Genomic DNA, 15605 nt, shown 5'->3' with positions numbered 1-15605 from the left:
CGATCGACGGCAGGTCAGCTGCGCTTGGCCACAGTATAAACGCCGCACACTCCCGGCTACCGTGCTGCGCGGCTCACGCCCCGGTGCGCAGATGCCGGTCGAAGAAGGCGAAGATGCGCTGCCAGGCGTCGTCGGTGGCGGCCGCGTCGTAGCCGATGCCGATGCGTTCCAGCACGGCGTTTCCGGGCAGCACATTGGCGAAGCTGTGGGTGGCGTTCGGGTAGGTCTTGATGTCGTGCTCGACCCCGCCCGCGGTCAGCGCCGCCTCGAGTTTGCCCGCCGCGCCCACGAGCCCCGGATCGAGCTTGCCGTAGCTGGCAACCACCGGGCACGCGCCGTCGAGCAGCGTCTTGTAATCACCGTAGAGACTGCCGTAGAACGGTGCCGAGGCGTGGAAACCCTGGGGCGCGGTGAGCAGCGCGAAACCGCCGCCGAGGCAGAAACCGAGCACCGCGATCCGGCCGGTGCAGTCGGGATCGTCGGCGAGGCGGTCACGCGCGGCGAGGATCTCCCCCACCGCGGGCCCCTTCCCGGTGAACGCGACGGCGCGGAACGCCTGCTGGATGCAGCGCACCCGGCCACGCGCGAACAGGTTCGGCGCGATCGCCAGATAGCCCGCCCCGGAGACGATCTCGAGCTGGTGGCGCAGGTCGGCGTTCACGCCGAGGGCGTCGTGGAGGACGACCACGCCCGGCCACGGGCCCGCGCCCTGCGGGCGGGCGATCAGGGCGTCGATTCGTCCGGTCGGAGTATCGATCTCGATCGATTCCATGGCACGAATCTAGAGCGTCGACGCACGGTTCGCGGGGCGACGGCCGGAAACCGCACCGGCGCGTCGCCGGTCGGGCGGTTCGGGCAGCGGCAGGCGTTTGAGGTGCAGCGCGTTGAGTGCCACGATCAAGCTCGACCCCGACATCGCCATGGCCGCGATCTCCGGGCGCATCGTCAGCCCCCACGGCGCGAACACCCCGGCGGCGATCGGCAGCGCGATGCCGTTGTAGCCGACCGCCCAGGCCAGGTTCTGGTGTTCCTTGCGGACGGTGCCACGCCCGATGCGCAGCGCGGTCGACACGGTGAACGGGTCCGAGCGCATGAGCACGACGTCGGCGGTCTGGATGGCGACGTCGGTGCCCGCACCGATGGCGATGCCCAGATCGGCCCGCGCGAGGGCGGGCGCGTCGTTGACACCGTCGCCCACCATCGCGACCTTCCTGCCCGCTTTCTGCAGTTCGGCGATCCGGTCGGCCTTGTCGCCGGGCAGGACATCGGCGATCACGGTGTCGATGCCGAGGTCGTCGGCGATGCGCCGCGCGGTCGCGTGGTTGTCGCCGGTCAGCATGACCACGTCCACGCCGAGCTCGTGCAGCGCGGCGACCGCGTCGGCGGAGGTGGGTCGCGGGGCGTCGGCGAGGGCGATCACGGCGGCCGCGGTGCCGTCGACGGCGACCAGGACGGCGGTGTGTCCCGAGGCGGCCAGGTCGTCGCGCCGGGTCGCCAGCTCGCCCAGGGCGATGTGCTCCTGCTCGAGCAGAACGCGATTGCCGACGACGACGCGCTGCCCGTCGACGGTGGCGATCGCACCGCGGCCCGGCACGTTCCGGAACTCCGTCGCCGACAGTGCCCGCGCGTCCTGGCCTTTCGCATAGTCGACGATCGCCTTCGCCAGCGGATGCTCGGACTCGCGTTCCACCGCCGCGGCCAGGGCGAGCATCCGACCGGTATCGACGCCGGGCGCGGGCACCACGTCGGTGACCTCCGGCGCGCCCTTGGTGAGGGTGCCCGTCTTGTCCAGCACCACCACATCGATGCGCGACGCGTCCTCGAGCGCCGTCGCGTTCTTGAACAGCACACCGCGTTTCGCGCCGAGACCGGTGCCGACGAGGATCGCGGTCGGTGTCGCGAGACCCAGCGCGTCCGGGCAGGTCACCACGACCACGGTGATCGCGAACAGCAGGGCCCGGCTCAGCGAGGCGCCGGCGAGCAGCCACACCACCAGTGTGGTCAGGCTGCCGATCAGGGCGACCAGGGTCAGCCAGAACGCGGCCCGGTCGGCCAGGCGCTGGCCCGGCGCCTTCGAGTTCTGCGCCTGCTGCACGAGTTCCACGATCTGGGCGAGCGCGGTGTCGGCGCCGACCTTGGTCGCGCGCACCCGCAGGCTTCCCGTGGTGTTGATGGTCGCGCCGATGACCGGGGAGCCGGGTTCCTTGTGCACCGGCAGGCTCTCCCCGGTGACCATCGACTCGTCGACCTCGCCCGAGCCGTCGAGGACGACGCCGTCGACAGCGATCTTGGCACCGGGGCGCACCAGCAGCACATCACCGACCGCCACGTCGGCGGTGGGGATCTCGACCTCGTTCCCGTCGCGCAGCACGACGGCCTTCGGCGGCGACAGATCCAGCAGCGTGGAGACCGCGTCGTTGGCGCCGCCGCGCGCCCGCATCTCGAACCAGTGCCCCAGCAGCACGAAGGTCGCCAGCATGGTCGACGCCTCGTAGAACACCTCGCCGCCACCGGTGAGCGTCACGTAGAGCGAATACAGCCAGCCGGTGCCGATACCGACCGAGACCAGCACCATCATGTCGAGGGTGTGCGCCTTGAGCGCCTGCCACGCGCCGGTGAAGAAGATCGTCGAGGAGTAGAAGATCACCGGCAGGCTCAGGATCAGCGCCCACACGTCCACGCGCAAACCGAACGGGACCGCCAGGTGCAGGCCGAGCATGTGGGTGGCCATCGGCGACCACAGCATCACCAGGGTGGAGAAGACGAGCGCGACGAGGAACCGGTTGCGCATGTCGCGGGCCATGTCGTCCATGGACATGGCGGCGTGGCCGCCGTGGTGGTGTCCCGCCGTCGCCGCGTCGGGCGGGGCCGCGGCGGTGGTCGGTGTGCCGGTGCCCGTGGGAGCGCGCTCCGGCGGGGGCGGCTCGCTGCCCGGGTCACAGAGATGGGTGGGCACCGAGCGGCCCGCGCAGTGGTAGCCGCAGTCCCGGATCCAGTCGCGCAGGTCGGTCACCGAGGTCAGCGCCGGGTCGTAGGTGACGGTGGCGGTCTGGGCGAGCGGGTTGGCCTCGACCTCCAGGACGCCGGGCCGATCGCGCAGCGCGGCGGCCAGGGTCTGCCGGGAGCCCGCGCGATGCAGTCCGCCGACGTGCAGGACCGTGGTGGCGGGGTGGTGCGTGTCTGACATCGACGCTCCTGTCGCCGGTCGAACGCACGACGCGACAGCGCCCCGCGCCTCACTTCCGGCGACAGTACCCGGCGCGGGTCACGAGACGACGCAGGTCGCCGGGTGACCCGCGACCGTCAGAGCGTGATGCCCAGCAGCGCGTCCACGGCGTCGCGCACCAGCGCGGGCGCGGCGGGGTCGGCGCCGCCGTAGGTGAGCGCCTGCTCGACCCAGTTGTCGACGGCGTCGAGTGCCTTGGGAGTATCCAGATCGTCGGCCAGATGCTGACGCAACCGGGCGACGGTGTCGGCCGCCGACGGGCCGGTGGCCAGGCCGGCGGCTTCCCGCCAGCGCGCCAGGCGGGTCTGGGCGGCGGTGAGGACCTCGTCGGTCCACATCCGGTCCTGGCGGTAGTGCCCGGCGAGCAGGCCGAGGCGGATCGCGGCCGGGTCGACGCCGGAGCGGCGCAGCTTCGACACCAGCACCAGATTGCCCTTGGACTTCGACATCTTCTCGCCGTCGAGGCCGATCAGCCCCGCGTGCACGTAGTGGCGGGCGAAGCGGCGGGCGCCGGTGATCGCCTCGGCGTGCGCGGCGGAGTACTCGTGGTGCGGGTAGATCAGGTCCGAGCCGCCGCCCTGGACGTCGAACTCGGTGCCGATGCGGTTGAGCGCGATCGCCGCACACTCGATGTGCCAGCCGGGGCGGCCCGCGCCGAACGGCGCCTGCCAGGACGGCTCGCCCGGACGCTCGGCCCGCCACAGCAGCGCGTCGATGATGTCGCGCTTGCCCGGGCGGTCGGGGTCGCCGCCGCGTTCGGCGAACAGCTGTTCCATGGTGGCCCGGTCGTAGCCGGACTCGTAGCCGAACTGCTCGGTGGCGTCGGTGCGGAAGTAGATGTCGGGGTACTCGGCGTCGTCGACGATGTAGGCGGCGCCGGCGGCGAGCAGCTTCTGCACCAGCTCCACCACCTCCTCGACCGACTCGATGGCGCCGATGTAGTGCTGCGGGGGCAGCACCTGCAGGGCGGTCATGTCCTCGCGGAACAGCTCGATCTCGGAGCTGCCGAGGTCGCGCCAGTCGACGCCGTCGCGGGCGGCGCGTTCGAACAGCGGGTCGTCGACGTCGGTGACGTTCTGCACGTAGTGCACGTCGTGGCCCGCGTCCCGCCACAGCCGGTTGACCAGGTCGAATGTCAGATAGGTGGCGGCGTGCCCGAGGTGGGTGGCGTCGTAGGGGGTGATGCCGCAGACGTACATCTTCGCGGTCGCGCCGGGGGTGACCGGGCGGACCTGGCGGTCGGCGGTGTCGTACAACCGCAACGGCGGCCCTGTTCCGGGGACGGTCGGTAGGGCGATATCGGACCAGGACTGCATGATTCGAGGGTAGAGCCCCCGCCGGGGCGAGCGGTCCGCGGGCCGGTCAGGCGGTTGCCCGCGGTGCCGCCCGGGCGGCCCACTACCTGCAGACAAACGTGTTCCGGCGGTTGCGTCAAGGGTTGCGTTCAGGCAGATCCGCTGGTCAAGGCGGTGGCGGACGAATTGCCGACGATGATGCACCGCACCGGCGCCGCTGGTTGCCGATACGGGCGCTTCGCGATCATTGTCACACATCACATGTACACAAACATCCCTGTTGCTACCTATACGCAGGTTCGTTTACGGTAGTTTCATGACGGATCGCCTCTACTCGGTCGAGCAGGTCGCCGACTTGCTCGGGCTGCATGTACGCACCGTGCGCAGCTATGTCCGCGACGGCAAGCTCCCCGCGGCGCGCATCGGCAAGCAGTACCGCATCGCGCACGACGACCTCGAGGCCTTCACCGGCCTGCCGATCACCGCGCCCCGGACGCCCGAGACCACCGGCACGCACGCCGACGCCTCCTGCATCGTCGAGATCGACGCCGTCGACCGCACGACCGCCGACCGGATCACCACCTTGCTCACGAGCGCGGCGGGCACCCGGGGGCCCGGTGGCACGCCCCTGCGCGTGGACACCGCCTACGACCCGGCGCGCTCGCGCCTCAAGGTCATCCTGCTCGGCGGTCTCGCCGATACCGCCCGCCTGCTCGACTACATGGACGGAGTACTCACCTCATGACCGGCATCTACACCTCCGAGACCGGCCGCCAGGCCATCGCCGAGCGCTATCGCGCCCACCTCGACGCCTGGCCGGTCCCGCACGAGGAGATCCGGATCCCAACGACCACGGGCGAGACCTTCGTCGTCGCCTCCGGACCGGTGGACGCGCCACCGCTGGTCCTGCTGCACGGATCGGGAGCCAACGCGAGCGCCTGGCGCGGCGATGTCGGCGACTGGTCGACCCGCTATCGCGTGTACGCGGTGGATCTGCCCGGCGAGCCCGGATTCAGTGCCCCTCACCGACTGGCGCTGAACAGCGACGAGACCGCGAGCTGGCTGTCGGAGACCGTCGACGGCCTCGGCCTGACCACCTTCGCTCTCGTAGGCATGTCCCTGGGCGGCTGGACGGCGCTGGACTTCGTGCTCCGCAGGCCCGGACGAGTCGACGCGCTGACCCTGCTGTGCCCGGGCGGGCTGGGCGGGCAGCGCTTCGGGTGGCTGATCAAGGGAATGGCCCTGCGGCTGATCGGCAGGCAGACCGTGCGCGACTCCGCGCGCACCGTCCTCGGTATCGACGACGCGGAGGTCCTGGACGAGGTGGAGTCGACGTTCCGGCACTTCTCGCCGCGAACCGGCCGGCTGCCGATCTTCCCCGACGCCGACCTGCGCGCGGTGGACATCCCGGTCCTGGTGATCGTGGGCGGTCGTGACGTGCTCTTCGATTCGGCGCGGACCGCCGAACGGGCGCGGGCCTGCTTCGCCCGGGGTGATGTTCGCGTGCTGCCCGAGGTGGGTCACGCGGTGCTGGGACAGACCGCGGAGATCGAGCGGTTCCTCAGCGCGCACACCGGCTGAACCGGGTGCGGGGCGACGAGCCCGGTGTCACCGCGCGTCGGGAGCGGCGACACCGGGCTCATCGAAGGCTCACGCCTGCAGGTAGCACTGCACGTTGGCGCCGTCGACCTCGGGGCCGAACTGCGGCAGCGCGTAGAACGAGGCGCCGACCTGATCGGCGGCCTGCACGGTGACGTCGGGCAGCGGCGCGCCGGTGTTGCGGTCGGTCGCGGTGCAGACGTAGGTCTTCTCGCTCCACCATCCGCTGGGGAAGGCCTGCGCGGGCGCGGCCACAGCGGCGACGGCGCCGGTGAGCAGCAGCGCGGCGGCGGAGGTGGTGACGATCGATCGGGTCGACATAGATTTCCTCTGACTCTTGCGTTGGAATGACGAAAGTGCTTGGAGCACACTAGCACCGGCCCCGACCCGGAAAAGCAGCCTCAAGATACCCGACGTCAACGGATGCGTGGGCCGGAATCGCCGACATCGACGCGGTCCACCGCGTCACCGTAAACCATCGGGCTGGCATCGCATTCGGCGACGAAATCGGCCGGAAAGCCGCGTTCGAACGGCGCCGCGTCCGTGAGCACCCGGACCGCGTCGGCGGGCAGGCGCAGTTCGGCCGCCGCCAGATTGCCGCGTAGCTGCGCGGCGGTACTCACCCCGAGAATCGGCAGCACCGCGCGGCTGCGCTGCCGCGTCCAGGCCAGGGCGACCTGCTCGGCCGGAACACCCAGCCCCGTCGCGACTTCGGTCACCGCGGCGACCGCGGCCAGCTCCGACGGCGTCCGCGCGCGGCCCGAACCCGGCGCGAGGACTCCCCCGGCCAGTGGTGACCACGCGGTGACGGTGAGACCGAAGGCCTCGGCCATCGGCAGTACCTCCCGTTCGATACCGCGCTCGAGCAGGCTGTAGGGCACCTGGACGGCGGCGAACGGTGTCCGGTCGCGGCACTGCGCGAGCGTGTTGGCGCGGGCGATCACCCAGGCGGGCGCGTCGGAGATGCCGATGGCCAGCGCTTTGCCCGCCCGCACCACATCGTCGAGAGCGCGCATCGTCTCCTCGATCGGGGTGTGCCGGTCCCACACGTGCACCCAGTACACGTCGACGTAGTCGGTGCGGAGCCTGCGCAGACTGCGTTCCAGCGACAGCACCAGGTTCTTGCGGTGATTGCCCGCCGCGTTGGGATCGGTGGTGTCGCGGCTGAGCGTGTATTTGGTGCCGAGGACGAAACGGTCGCGATCCCGCAGCACCCGACCGAGGATCGTCTCGCTCTCGCCGTAGGCGCCGGCGGTGTCGAGGAAATTGCCGCCCATCTCGGCGTACGCGCCGATGATCCGGTCAGCCTCGACGGGGTCGTCGAAACGCATGGTGCCCAGGGCGAACTCGGAGACGCGCAGGCCGGTGTGGCCGAGCAGACGGTAACGGAACATGCGATCAGTCTGGCCGGGCAGCGCGGGCGCAGACAGACCGTGTCAGGGCCACCCTGGGATCAGAACGCGGGCCAGGGAATCGGGCGCGACGAGTTCGGGATCGGCATCACCGGATGCTCGAGCAGCGCTTTCGTGCGTTCGGTCAGCGCGGTGATCTCGGCGTCGGTGATGTGCTCGGCGAGCGAATCGGCCACCGAGCCCGGCAGGTTCGCGGCGAACGCGGTGATGTCGGCGACCAGTGACGCGTGCACCGGACGTCCGGCCCAGCCCCACAGCACCGTGCGCAGTTTCGGCTCGGTGTGCAGGCAGATGCCGTGGTCGACGCCGTAGACCTGCCCGTCGACACCTTCGAGCGCGTGTCCGCCCTTGCGGTCGGCGTTGTTGAGCAGCAGGTCCAGCACCGCCATCCGTTGCAGGCGTGGATCGTCGGCGTGGATCAGCGACACCTCGTTGCCCTCGCCGTCGAGGGCGCGCAGTACCTCGCAGAAACCGTCGGGCACCGTCCCCGGCCTGCACAGGTCGACCAGGTCCAGGCGCGGCTTCGGCTCGGTGTGATGGTCGACCGAGGTGACCCAGCGCTGCACCATGCCGGGCCCGAACGGCCCGTCGCGCAGCACCGTTTCCGGGATCACCCCCCAGCCCAGCTGCTCGGAGATCAGATAGGAGGCGACTTCCCGGCCGGCGAGCGTGCCGTCCGGGAAGTCCCACAGCGGACGTTCCCCGCGCACCGGCTTGTACACCACCCGCAGCGGCGCGCCGTCGGGCTCGGGCGCGGCGATCTCGCACACCAGCGTCAGATTGCTGGCGACGCCGACCCGGCCGACGATGTCCAGCTCGCCTTCGGTGAGTGCGGTCACCGGGTCACTCCTCTTCGAGCTCGGCCGCGCCGAAGATCTCGCCCCGCTTGTAGCCGTTGGTGCGCACACACATGTGCCCACGCGCGGAGAGCGGTTCACCGCACAGCGGGCACGGCGGCCTGCCCGCCGCGATCACCCGCGCCGAGCGCAACGCGAACTCGCGGGCCTGGATCGGGGTCAGGAACACCCGCACGGCGTCGGGGCCCTCCTCGGTGTCGTCGAGCACCACCGATTCGTCGACCTCGGTCTCGGTGATCGCCAGCAGTTCCACCACCACGGCACCCGCGTCGGCGTCCCAGCCCAGACCCATGGTGCCGACCCGGAACTCGGTGTCGATCGGGGTCACCAGCGGCGCGACATCGCGCACGTCCTCGCCCTGCGGCGGGACCTCGGCGCCGAAGCGACGGGCCACCTCGTCGAGCAGCAGTCCCATCCGGTCGGCGAGCACCTTCACCTGCTGCTTCTCCAGCAGCACGCTGACCACGCGCGGTTCCTGCACGGCCTGCAGGTAGAACGAACGATCGCCCGGCTCACCGACGGTACCGGCGACGAAACGATCGGGGGTGCGGAATACATGGATTGCGCGTGACACATGCACCTCCTGATACGTGACCCTGTTCGACACTCACGAACACCCTCCCTCTAAGGAGAATCGCGGTGTCCCGCATTCCTATTATCCGCGCCCGCGCCATTGCTCACCTCTCCACCGGGAGTCGGCGGGGCGGTGACGGCGAGGGCGGACAGGTCGGCGCCGGTGTCGTTGAACTTCCACACCGACGGCCCGACCGGGCTGTACCGGACGACGCTGATCGAGGCGGGTTCCACCGCGATCCGCTGAAAACTGTCCAGATGCAGGCCGAGTGCGTCGGCCAGGATCGATTTGATGATGTCGCCGTGCGCGCAGGCCACCCACAGCACGTCACGGCCTGCCTGCTCGGACAGCCGGCGTTCGGTGTCGCGGATCGCGGCGACCGCACGCTGCTGGACCTGAGCCAGGCCCTCCCCACCGGGGAACACCGCGCCGGAGGCGTGCCGCTGCACGACCTTCCAGAGCGGTTCGGTGAGCAGTTCGGCCAGCGGACGGCCGGTCCACTCGCCGTAGTCGACCTCGATGAGCCGTTCGTCGTGCTCGGGTTCGAGGCCGAGTTTCTCGGCGAGCGGGGCGACCGTGCGCTGACAACGCAACAACGGTGAGCTGGCGATGTGTTCGATCGGCAGCGTCGCCAGCCGGTCGGCGACCGCGGCGGCCTGCTCGGTACCGCGGTCGGTGAGTTCGACACCGGGAGTGCGACCGGCCAGGGTCCGCGCGGTGTTCGACGTGGACACTCCGTGCCGGAGCAGGATCACCGTCATGGGACCAGCCTAACCATCAGTGTCCGGCGGCTCAGGTCGCCGAGACGACGCCCGCGGCGAGCAGACCCATCACGACCAGGCCGAGGATGATCCGGTACCCGACGAACCAGTAGAACGAGTGCTTGCCGACGAACTTCAGCAACCAGGCCACCGAGGCGTAGCCGACGACGAACGCCAGGATCGTCGCGACCAGCAACTGCGGGCCGCTCGCGTTGAGGCCCTCCCCGGCCGGTTCGAACGCGTCCGGGAGGCTGAACAGGCCCGAGGCGGTGACGGCGGGGATGGCGAGCAGGAACGAGAACCGGACGGCCGCTTCACGCTGCAGGCCGAGGAACAGACCGGCGGTGGAGGTGGCGCCGGAGCGCGAGACACCGGGGACCAGCGCCAGGCACTGCGCCAGGCCCATGACCAGGCCGTCGCGGGTGGTCAGCTGCTCGATCGGGCGGGTCTTGCTGCCGAAGTGCTCACCGGCGGCGATCACCAGCGCGAACGCGATCAGCATGAACGACACCAGCCACAGGTTGCGGGCACCGGTGCGGATCTCGTCCTTGAACAGGAACCCGAGCACGCCGATCGGGATGGTGGCGATGATCACGTACCAGCCGACGCGGTAGTCGAGTTCGCGCTGGGTGTCGCGTTCGTAGGCGTCGCGGGCGCTGCGATCCATCACCGGCAGCCGGGTGGTGACCCGGTCGGCGACCGCGACCTCGCGCTGGGATCGTTCGCGCATTCGCATGCCGAGGGTGGTGAACCAGGCGACGATGATCCGCCAGATGTCCTTGGCGAAGTACACCAGGACCGCGGCCTCGGTGCCGAGCTGGGTGACGGCGGTGAACGAGGCGCCTGCGTCGTCGCCGAAGAACACGCCCGAGACGATGCGCAGGTGCGCCGACGACGAGACCGGCAGGAACTCGGTGAGTCCCTGCACCAGCCCGAGTACCAATGCCTGTACCCAGGTCATCGACTCGCCCACCGTGTCCTCCTGCTGACTCGCGCCCGAAAGACCGCGTCCTCCTGGGCTTTTGCTTCACGTGCGGCCGGGTGGGGCCGCGATCCCGCAGCGACCCTACCCGCCCGGCCGCACCGGTGCCGCCCGCCCACCTAGGGATCTGCTGAGAGTGCGCGACGCCACGGGTCGTCGGCGAAGGCGGCCGGGGGCCGCCCATTAGGCTGGTCGCCGTGACGAAAACGCGGGCGCGGTGATGGAACAGCGAACGGTGGGACGCAGCGGCCTCCGGGTGTCGCGGATCGGGTTGGCGACCCATACCTGGGGGACCCATACCGACGCCGACGAGGCGTCCGTGCAGCTGGCGGCGTTCACCGAGGCCGGTGGCACGCTCGTCGACACCTCCCCGGTCTACGGCAACGGCGCGGCACAGCGGATCCTGGCCGATCTGCTCGGCGACCTCGTCGCCCGCGACGAGCTGGTGCTCAGCGGCAGCGCGGGGGTCGTGCTGCACGCGCCCGGTGCCGGGGTCGGTGATTCCGTGCCCGCGCCGGCGGCGACCGGCCCGGTGGTCGACGCGTCGCGGCGGACCCTGCTCGCCCAGCTCGACCGCACACTGCGCGAGCTCGGCACCGACCACCTCGACATCTGGAGCATCGCCGCCTGGGATCCCTACACCCCGCTCGACGAGGTCGCGGCGACCCTGGAGACCGCGGTCCGCACCGGCCGCACCCGGTATGCCGGGGTACGCGGCTTCGCGGCCTGGCAGCTGGCCAGCCTGGCGGCGATCGCACCGATCACCGCGGCGCAGACGCCGTACTCGCTGCTGGCGCGGGGCACCGAGTCCGATGTGATCCCGGCCGCGCGCCACCACGGGGTCGGCATCATCGCCTCGGCGCCGCTGGCCGGGGGCATTCTGACCGGCAAGTATCGCGACGGCGTGCCCGCGGATTCGCGAGGCGCGGACGAGGCGACCGCCGCCGAGATCCGGCGCAGGCTCGACGACGAGCGGGCGACGCGCGTGGTGGACGCGCTGGTCACCGCGGCCGACGGCCTCGGCACCTCGCCGCTGGCGGTGGCCCTGGCCTGGATCCGGGACCGGCCCGGCATCGCGAGCATGATCGTCGGTGCCCGTGACATCGGCCAGCTCACCGGCGTGCTGGCCGCCGAGACCCTCGAGTTGCCGCGCGCGATCGCGGCGGCCCTGGACGATGTGAGCGCCCGTTCCGAATGATGGCTAGCCTTACCTGCATGAGACTGCGTGGTGTGCTGACGGCGATGCTCGCGGCGACGGTGCTGACCGGCACCGTCGCCTGCACAGGCGGCAACACCGCATCGACTGCCACCACCGGCGGTCCCGTGACCGCCCAGCTGACCGACCTCGACCCGGTCCCGATCGGCACCGCGCCCACGCCGCGGCTGCCGGTGACCGCGCGGTCCTTCGACGGCACCGAGGTGACCGTCACCGATACCTCGCGGATCATCGCCGTCGACCGCTACGGCACCCTCGCCCAGACCGTGTACGCGCTCGGGCTCGGCGCGAACCTCGTCGGCCGCAGCACCTCCGCGTCCTTCCCGGCGGTGGCGAACGTGCCGAACGTGGCGGGCGGCAACGGCAGCCTGAGCGTCGAGGCCGTGCTCGCGCTGCGTCCGTCGGTGTTCCTCACCGACACCACCAGCGCCGCCCCCGCGGTCCGGGAACAGCTGCGCGCGGCGGGCGTGAACGTCGTCTACTTCGACCCGGACCGCACCATGGACGGCGTGGTCCCGCAGATCGAGGCGGTCGCCGCCGCGCTCGGCGTGCCGGAGGCGGGGACCGCGCTCGGGCAGCGCACCCGCGACGAGATCGCCGCCGCCACGGCCCGCGTACCGAAGCAGGACCCGCAGCCCAAGATCGCCTTCCTGTACCTGCGCAGCAGCGCGATCACCATGATCGCGGGACCCGGCTCTGGCGCGGATTCGCTGGTCACCGCCATCGGCGGAATCGACGCGGGCACGGCGTCCGGGGTGAAGGAACCGTTCACCGCCATCACCAGCGAGGCGATGATCGCCGCGGCACCGGACGTGCTGCTGGTCATGTCGGACGGCCTGAAATCCGTCGGCGGGGTCGACGGACTGGTGAAGGTGCCCGGCATCGCCCAGACCCCGGCCGGTCGCAATCACCGGGTGGTCGACATGGCCGACGCGGTGGTGCTCAGCTTCGGCCCCAACACCGGCCGCGTCATCACCGCCCTGGCCGACGCCGTCTACGGCAAGCCGGCATGAGCGATGCCCCGGACCTGACGAGATCCGCGAACGCCCCGCGGATCGACGACGCGACGCCGGACCCGCTGCCGCACCCCCGGCACCGGACCACCCGGGTGGCCGTCGTCTTCGCCGTCGCGCTGCTCGCCCTGGTCGTGCTGGCGCTGGTCTCGGCGGTGCTGGGGCAGGTGCCGACCACCGCGGCCGAGGTGCTGGGCAGCATCGCGCACCGGATCGGCCTCGACATCGGCCCGCTGCCCGCCCATCCGGCGGGCGAGGTGACGCTGTGGGAGGTGCGCTTTCCGCGGGTGGCGCTGGCGATCCTGGTCGGGGCCTCGCTGGCGACGGCGGGGGCGTTGCTGCAGGGCGTGTTCGCCAACCCGCTCGCCGAACCCGGCGTGATCGGGGTGTCGGCGGGCGCGGCGGTCGGGGCGGGCACGGTCATCGTGGTCGGTGGGGCGTTCGTCGCGGCCTGGTCGGTGGCCGCGGCCGCGTTCGTCGCCGGACTGCTCACCACCGTGCTCGTGTACCTGCTGTCGCGGTCGGGCGGGCGGACCGAGGTCGTGACACTGATCCTGACCGGTGTCGCGATCAACGCGTTCGCGGGCGGTCTGATCGCGCTGCTGCTGTTCGTGGCCACGCCCGCCGCGCGCGACCAGATCGTCTTCTGGCAGCTGGGCAGCCTCAACGGCGCCACCTGGCAGTCGGTGGCGATCGTGGCCGTGCTCGCCTCGGTCGGGATCCTCGCTGCCGTCCTGATCGCGCCACGCCTGGATCTGCTCGCCCTCGGTGATTCGGCGGCCCGGCACCTCGGTGTCGATGTCGAACGGCTGCGCAGACAGGTCATCGTGGTGGTGGCCGTGCTGACCGCCGCGGGTGTGGCCTTCAGCGGCATCATCCTGTTCGTCGGGCTGATCGTGCCGCACGTGGTGCGCATGCTGGTCGGGCCGGGCCATCGGGTGCTGGTGCCGCTGAGCGCGATCGTGGGCGCGGTGATCCTGCTCGGCGCCGACGTCGTCGCGCGCACCCTCGTCGACAATGCCGATCTGCCGCTGGGCATGCTGACCTCGCTCATCGGCGGTCCGTTCTTCTTCTGGCTGCTGCGCCGCACCAGGGCCCGCGCGGGAGGCTGGGGATGACCGACATCCGACCCCACGATCCGGCGCTCGCCCCGCCGGTCACGCCGCCGCGACGCACCCGATCGTGGCGCGGCCTGTTCGCCAGGACACCCGATGTCCCGCAGCGGCCGGAACCCGGCACCGTGACGTTGCGCGCGGTCGGTCTGACCGTGCGCCGGGGCAGCCGGACCGTGCTCGAAGACGTCGACTTCCAGGTGGCGGCCGGTGAGATCGTCGCTCTGGTCGGCCCGAACGGGGCGGGCAAGTCGAGCCTGCTCGCCGCGCTCGCCGGGGAACTCGAACCCGGTTCCGGCACCGTGAAACTCGAAGGCCACGCGCTCTCGCACTGGACCCCCGCCGACATGGCCCGCCGCCGCGCGGTGCTGCCGCAGTCCCACGCGGTCGGCTTCCCGTTCACCGCGCGCGAAGTCGTCGCGATGGGCCGCGCACCCTGGTTGCACACCCCCGCCGCCGACCGCGACGACGAGCTGATCGCGGCCGCGCTGGCCGCCACCGACGTCACCCATCTGGCCGAGCGGATCTTCCCGTCGCTGTCCGGCGGTGAACGCGCCAGGGTCGCCCTGGCCCGCGTCCTCGCTCAGGACACCGCCACCCTCCTGCTCGACGAGCCCACCGCCGCACTGGACCTCGGCCATCAGGAAGCCGTCCTGCGCCTGGCCGCGACCCGTGCGGCCGAGGGCGCGGCAGTGGTCGTCGTCGTGCACGATCTCGGTGTCGCCGCCGCCTACGCCGACCGGGTCACCGTCCTCGACGCCGGTCGCGTCGCCGCCGACGGCCCGCCCCGCACCGTTCTGACCCCCGACCTGCTCACCGAGGTCTACCGCCACCCCGTCGATGTCTTCGACCATCCGGTCACCGGGGCGCAGCTCGTGTTGCCCGAGCGCGGCCACGCCTGATCCGGTTGCTCGGATCCAGTTATTGACTCAGAGGTCTAGAACCGATACGGTCGAATCATGGCCAGGCCACGCAACTTCGACGCCGACACGGTGATCGATCGCGCCATGGATCAGTTCTGGTCCTTCGGCTATGCCAACACCTCGCCCGCTCAGCTCGCCGATGCCACCGGCATCGGAAAAGGCAGTCTCTACAACACTTTCGGCAGCAAGCGCGCCCTGTTCGAGCAAGCGCTCGAACGCTACGGCCGCAACGGTGTCGCCATGGCCGAGGACTACATGTCCCGGCCGGGCTCCACTCGCGACTGCCTGCGCGCCTACCTCCGTGCCGCCGTGGACCTCGACTTCACCACACCCCTGCGGCGCGGCTGCCTGGCGGTCAATACCGCCGCCGAGTTCGGTGACCGCGACCCCACGATCGTCGCGACCTTGCGCGGCATCGAGCGCCGCATCGTCGCGGCATTGACCGCCCGCATCGATCAGGGGCGGCGCGACGGTGATGTCGACGCCGCCGTCGACCCGGCCGCGATCGCCGCGCTGCTGTTCACCACCAGCGCCGGCTTACGGATCATGGCCAAGACCAACGACACCCCCGAGCTCTACCGCCTCGTCGATGTCGCGCTGACCGTCCTCTGATTTCCCACCCCCGCCATCGAGCG

At 71.2% G+C, this 15605-nt stretch carries 16 protein-coding genes; 7 read left to right on the top strand and 9 right to left on the bottom strand.

The genetic code is table 11. From position 1 onward, the window contains the following. Positions 1-73: 73 nt before the first annotated feature. From ACFYWJ_RS22205 to mshC, 3 genes are all read right to left on the bottom strand, one after another. Positions 74-772 carry a dienelactone hydrolase family protein gene (locus tag ACFYWJ_RS22205; protein WP_355272134.1) on the bottom strand — a complete coding sequence of 233 codons (699 nt, stop codon included), beginning with the start codon at positions 770-772 and terminating at the stop codon, positions 74-76. 9 nt (positions 773-781) lie between these two features. Then, the gene (locus ACFYWJ_RS22200) at positions 782-3187 is read right to left on the bottom strand and encodes a heavy metal translocating P-type ATPase (protein ID WP_355272136.1); all 2406 of its coding nucleotides are present in this window, start codon (positions 3185-3187) and stop codon (positions 782-784) included. 116 nt (positions 3188-3303) lie between these two features. Then, on the bottom strand, positions 3304-4542 hold the full coding sequence (mshC, locus tag ACFYWJ_RS22195) for a cysteine--1-D-myo-inosityl 2-amino-2-deoxy-alpha-D-glucopyranoside ligase (protein WP_355272137.1): 1239 nt from the start codon (positions 4540-4542) through the stop codon (positions 3304-3306). Between the two features lie 295 nt (positions 4543-4837). On the opposite strand from mshC, the gene ACFYWJ_RS22190 reads away from it, so the two are divergent. Beyond that, entirely contained in the window at positions 4838-5266 is a 429-nt protein-coding gene (locus tag ACFYWJ_RS22190; RefSeq protein WP_355272139.1) for a helix-turn-helix domain-containing protein, read from the top strand. After that, positions 5263-6102 carry an alpha/beta fold hydrolase gene (locus ACFYWJ_RS22185; RefSeq protein ID WP_355272140.1) on the top strand — a complete coding sequence of 280 codons (840 nt, stop codon included), beginning with the start codon at positions 5263-5265 and terminating at the stop codon, positions 6100-6102. The genes ACFYWJ_RS22190 and ACFYWJ_RS22185 overlap by 4 nt, the downstream gene beginning before the upstream one ends. A 69-nt stretch (positions 6103-6171) precedes the next feature. Here ACFYWJ_RS22185 and ACFYWJ_RS22180 read toward each other — a convergent pair whose 3' ends face one another. From ACFYWJ_RS22180 to ACFYWJ_RS22155, 6 genes are all read right to left on the bottom strand, one after another. Then, positions 6172-6441 (bottom strand): hypothetical protein, encoded by a 270-nt coding sequence (locus tag ACFYWJ_RS22180; protein ID WP_355272142.1) that lies wholly within the window; start codon positions 6439-6441, stop codon positions 6172-6174. 95 nt (positions 6442-6536) lie between these two features. Then, positions 6537-7514 (bottom strand): aldo/keto reductase, encoded by a 978-nt coding sequence (locus tag ACFYWJ_RS22175; protein WP_355272144.1) that lies wholly within the window; start codon positions 7512-7514, stop codon positions 6537-6539. A 59-nt stretch (positions 7515-7573) separates the two neighbouring features. After that, positions 7574-8371, bottom strand: coding sequence for an SCO1664 family protein (locus ACFYWJ_RS22170; RefSeq protein WP_355272146.1), 798 nt, complete (start codon positions 8369-8371; stop codon positions 7574-7576). Positions 8372-8375: 4 nt separating this feature from the next. Further along, on the bottom strand, positions 8376-8963 hold the full coding sequence (locus ACFYWJ_RS22165; protein ID WP_355272148.1) for a DUF3090 domain-containing protein: 588 nt from the start codon (positions 8961-8963) through the stop codon (positions 8376-8378). Between the two features lie 50 nt (positions 8964-9013). Then, the gene (locus ACFYWJ_RS22160) at positions 9014-9724 is read right to left on the bottom strand and encodes a histidine phosphatase family protein (protein WP_355272149.1); all 711 of its coding nucleotides are present in this window, start codon (positions 9722-9724) and stop codon (positions 9014-9016) included. Between the two features lie 31 nt (positions 9725-9755). Next, complete coding sequence (locus tag ACFYWJ_RS22155; RefSeq protein WP_355272150.1) at positions 9756-10697, bottom strand: undecaprenyl-diphosphate phosphatase; 942 nt, start codon at positions 10695-10697, stop codon at positions 9756-9758. Between the two features lie 229 nt (positions 10698-10926). Here ACFYWJ_RS22155 and ACFYWJ_RS22150 point away from each other — a divergent pair, with 229 nt between their 5' ends. From ACFYWJ_RS22150 to ACFYWJ_RS22130, 5 genes are read left to right on the top strand one after another with little or no spacing between them, the layout of a single operon-like run. Continuing rightward, positions 10927-11904 (top strand): aldo/keto reductase, encoded by a 978-nt coding sequence (locus ACFYWJ_RS22150; protein WP_355272152.1) that lies wholly within the window; start codon positions 10927-10929, stop codon positions 11902-11904. 17 nt (positions 11905-11921) lie between these two features. Continuing rightward, a complete protein-coding gene (locus ACFYWJ_RS22145) occupies positions 11922-12935 on the top strand; it encodes an ABC transporter substrate-binding protein (protein WP_355272154.1) in 1014 nt (337 codons plus the stop codon). Then, entirely contained in the window at positions 12932-14053 is a 1122-nt protein-coding gene (locus ACFYWJ_RS22140) for an iron ABC transporter permease (RefSeq protein WP_355272156.1), read from the top strand. The genes ACFYWJ_RS22145 and ACFYWJ_RS22140 overlap by 4 nt, the downstream gene beginning before the upstream one ends. Further along, positions 14050-14949 carry a heme ABC transporter ATP-binding protein gene (locus ACFYWJ_RS22135; protein ID WP_355272157.1) on the top strand — a complete coding sequence of 300 codons (900 nt, stop codon included), beginning with the start codon at positions 14050-14052 and terminating at the stop codon, positions 14947-14949. The genes ACFYWJ_RS22140 and ACFYWJ_RS22135 overlap by 4 nt, the downstream gene beginning before the upstream one ends. Positions 14950-15006: 57 nt before the next feature. After that, positions 15007-15582, top strand: a complete 576-nt coding sequence (locus tag ACFYWJ_RS22130) for a TetR/AcrR family transcriptional regulator (protein WP_355272159.1) — start codon at positions 15007-15009, stop codon at positions 15580-15582. Positions 15583-15605 lie beyond the last annotated feature (23 nt).

This window comes from Nocardia sp. NPDC003269, assembly GCF_042888005.1.
Lineage (GTDB): Bacteria > Actinomycetota > Actinomycetes > Mycobacteriales > Mycobacteriaceae > Nocardia.
Note: the sequence above shows the minus strand (reverse complement) of the source record. Positions and strands in the feature narration are given on the sequence as shown.

What these genes read in the sequence shown, in the direction of transcription:
- ACFYWJ_RS22200 (WP_355272136.1), bottom strand. Translation starts at nt 3,187, where the DNA reads ATGTCAGACACGCACCACCCCGCCACCACGGTCCTGCACGTCGGCGGA.
- ACFYWJ_RS22145 (WP_355272154.1), top strand. Translation starts at nt 11,922, where the DNA reads ATGAGACTGCGTGGTGTGCTGACGGCGATGCTCGCGGCGACGGTGCTG.
- ACFYWJ_RS22175 (WP_355272144.1), bottom strand. Translation starts at nt 7,514, where the DNA reads ATGTTCCGTTACCGTCTGCTCGGCCACACCGGCCTGCGCGTCTCCGAG.
- ACFYWJ_RS22190 (WP_355272139.1), top strand. Translation starts at nt 4,838, where the DNA reads ATGACGGATCGCCTCTACTCGGTCGAGCAGGTCGCCGACTTGCTCGGG.
- ACFYWJ_RS22180 (WP_355272142.1), bottom strand. Translation starts at nt 6,441, where the DNA reads ATGTCGACCCGATCGATCGTCACCACCTCCGCCGCCGCGCTGCTGCTC.
- ACFYWJ_RS22185 (WP_355272140.1), top strand. Translation starts at nt 5,263, where the DNA reads ATGACCGGCATCTACACCTCCGAGACCGGCCGCCAGGCCATCGCCGAG.
- ACFYWJ_RS22160 (WP_355272149.1), bottom strand. Translation starts at nt 9,724, where the DNA reads ATGACGGTGATCCTGCTCCGGCACGGAGTGTCCACGTCGAACACCGCG.
- ACFYWJ_RS22135 (WP_355272157.1), top strand. Translation starts at nt 14,050, where the DNA reads ATGACCGACATCCGACCCCACGATCCGGCGCTCGCCCCGCCGGTCACG.
- mshC (WP_355272137.1), bottom strand. Translation starts at nt 4,542, where the DNA reads ATGCAGTCCTGGTCCGATATCGCCCTACCGACCGTCCCCGGAACAGGG.
- ACFYWJ_RS22150 (WP_355272152.1), top strand. Translation starts at nt 10,927, where the DNA reads ATGGAACAGCGAACGGTGGGACGCAGCGGCCTCCGGGTGTCGCGGATC.
- ACFYWJ_RS22140 (WP_355272156.1), top strand. Translation starts at nt 12,932, where the DNA reads ATGAGCGATGCCCCGGACCTGACGAGATCCGCGAACGCCCCGCGGATC.
- ACFYWJ_RS22205 (WP_355272134.1), bottom strand. Translation starts at nt 772, where the DNA reads ATGGAATCGATCGAGATCGATACTCCGACCGGACGAATCGACGCCCTG.
- ACFYWJ_RS22130 (WP_355272159.1), top strand. Translation starts at nt 15,007, where the DNA reads ATGGCCAGGCCACGCAACTTCGACGCCGACACGGTGATCGATCGCGCC.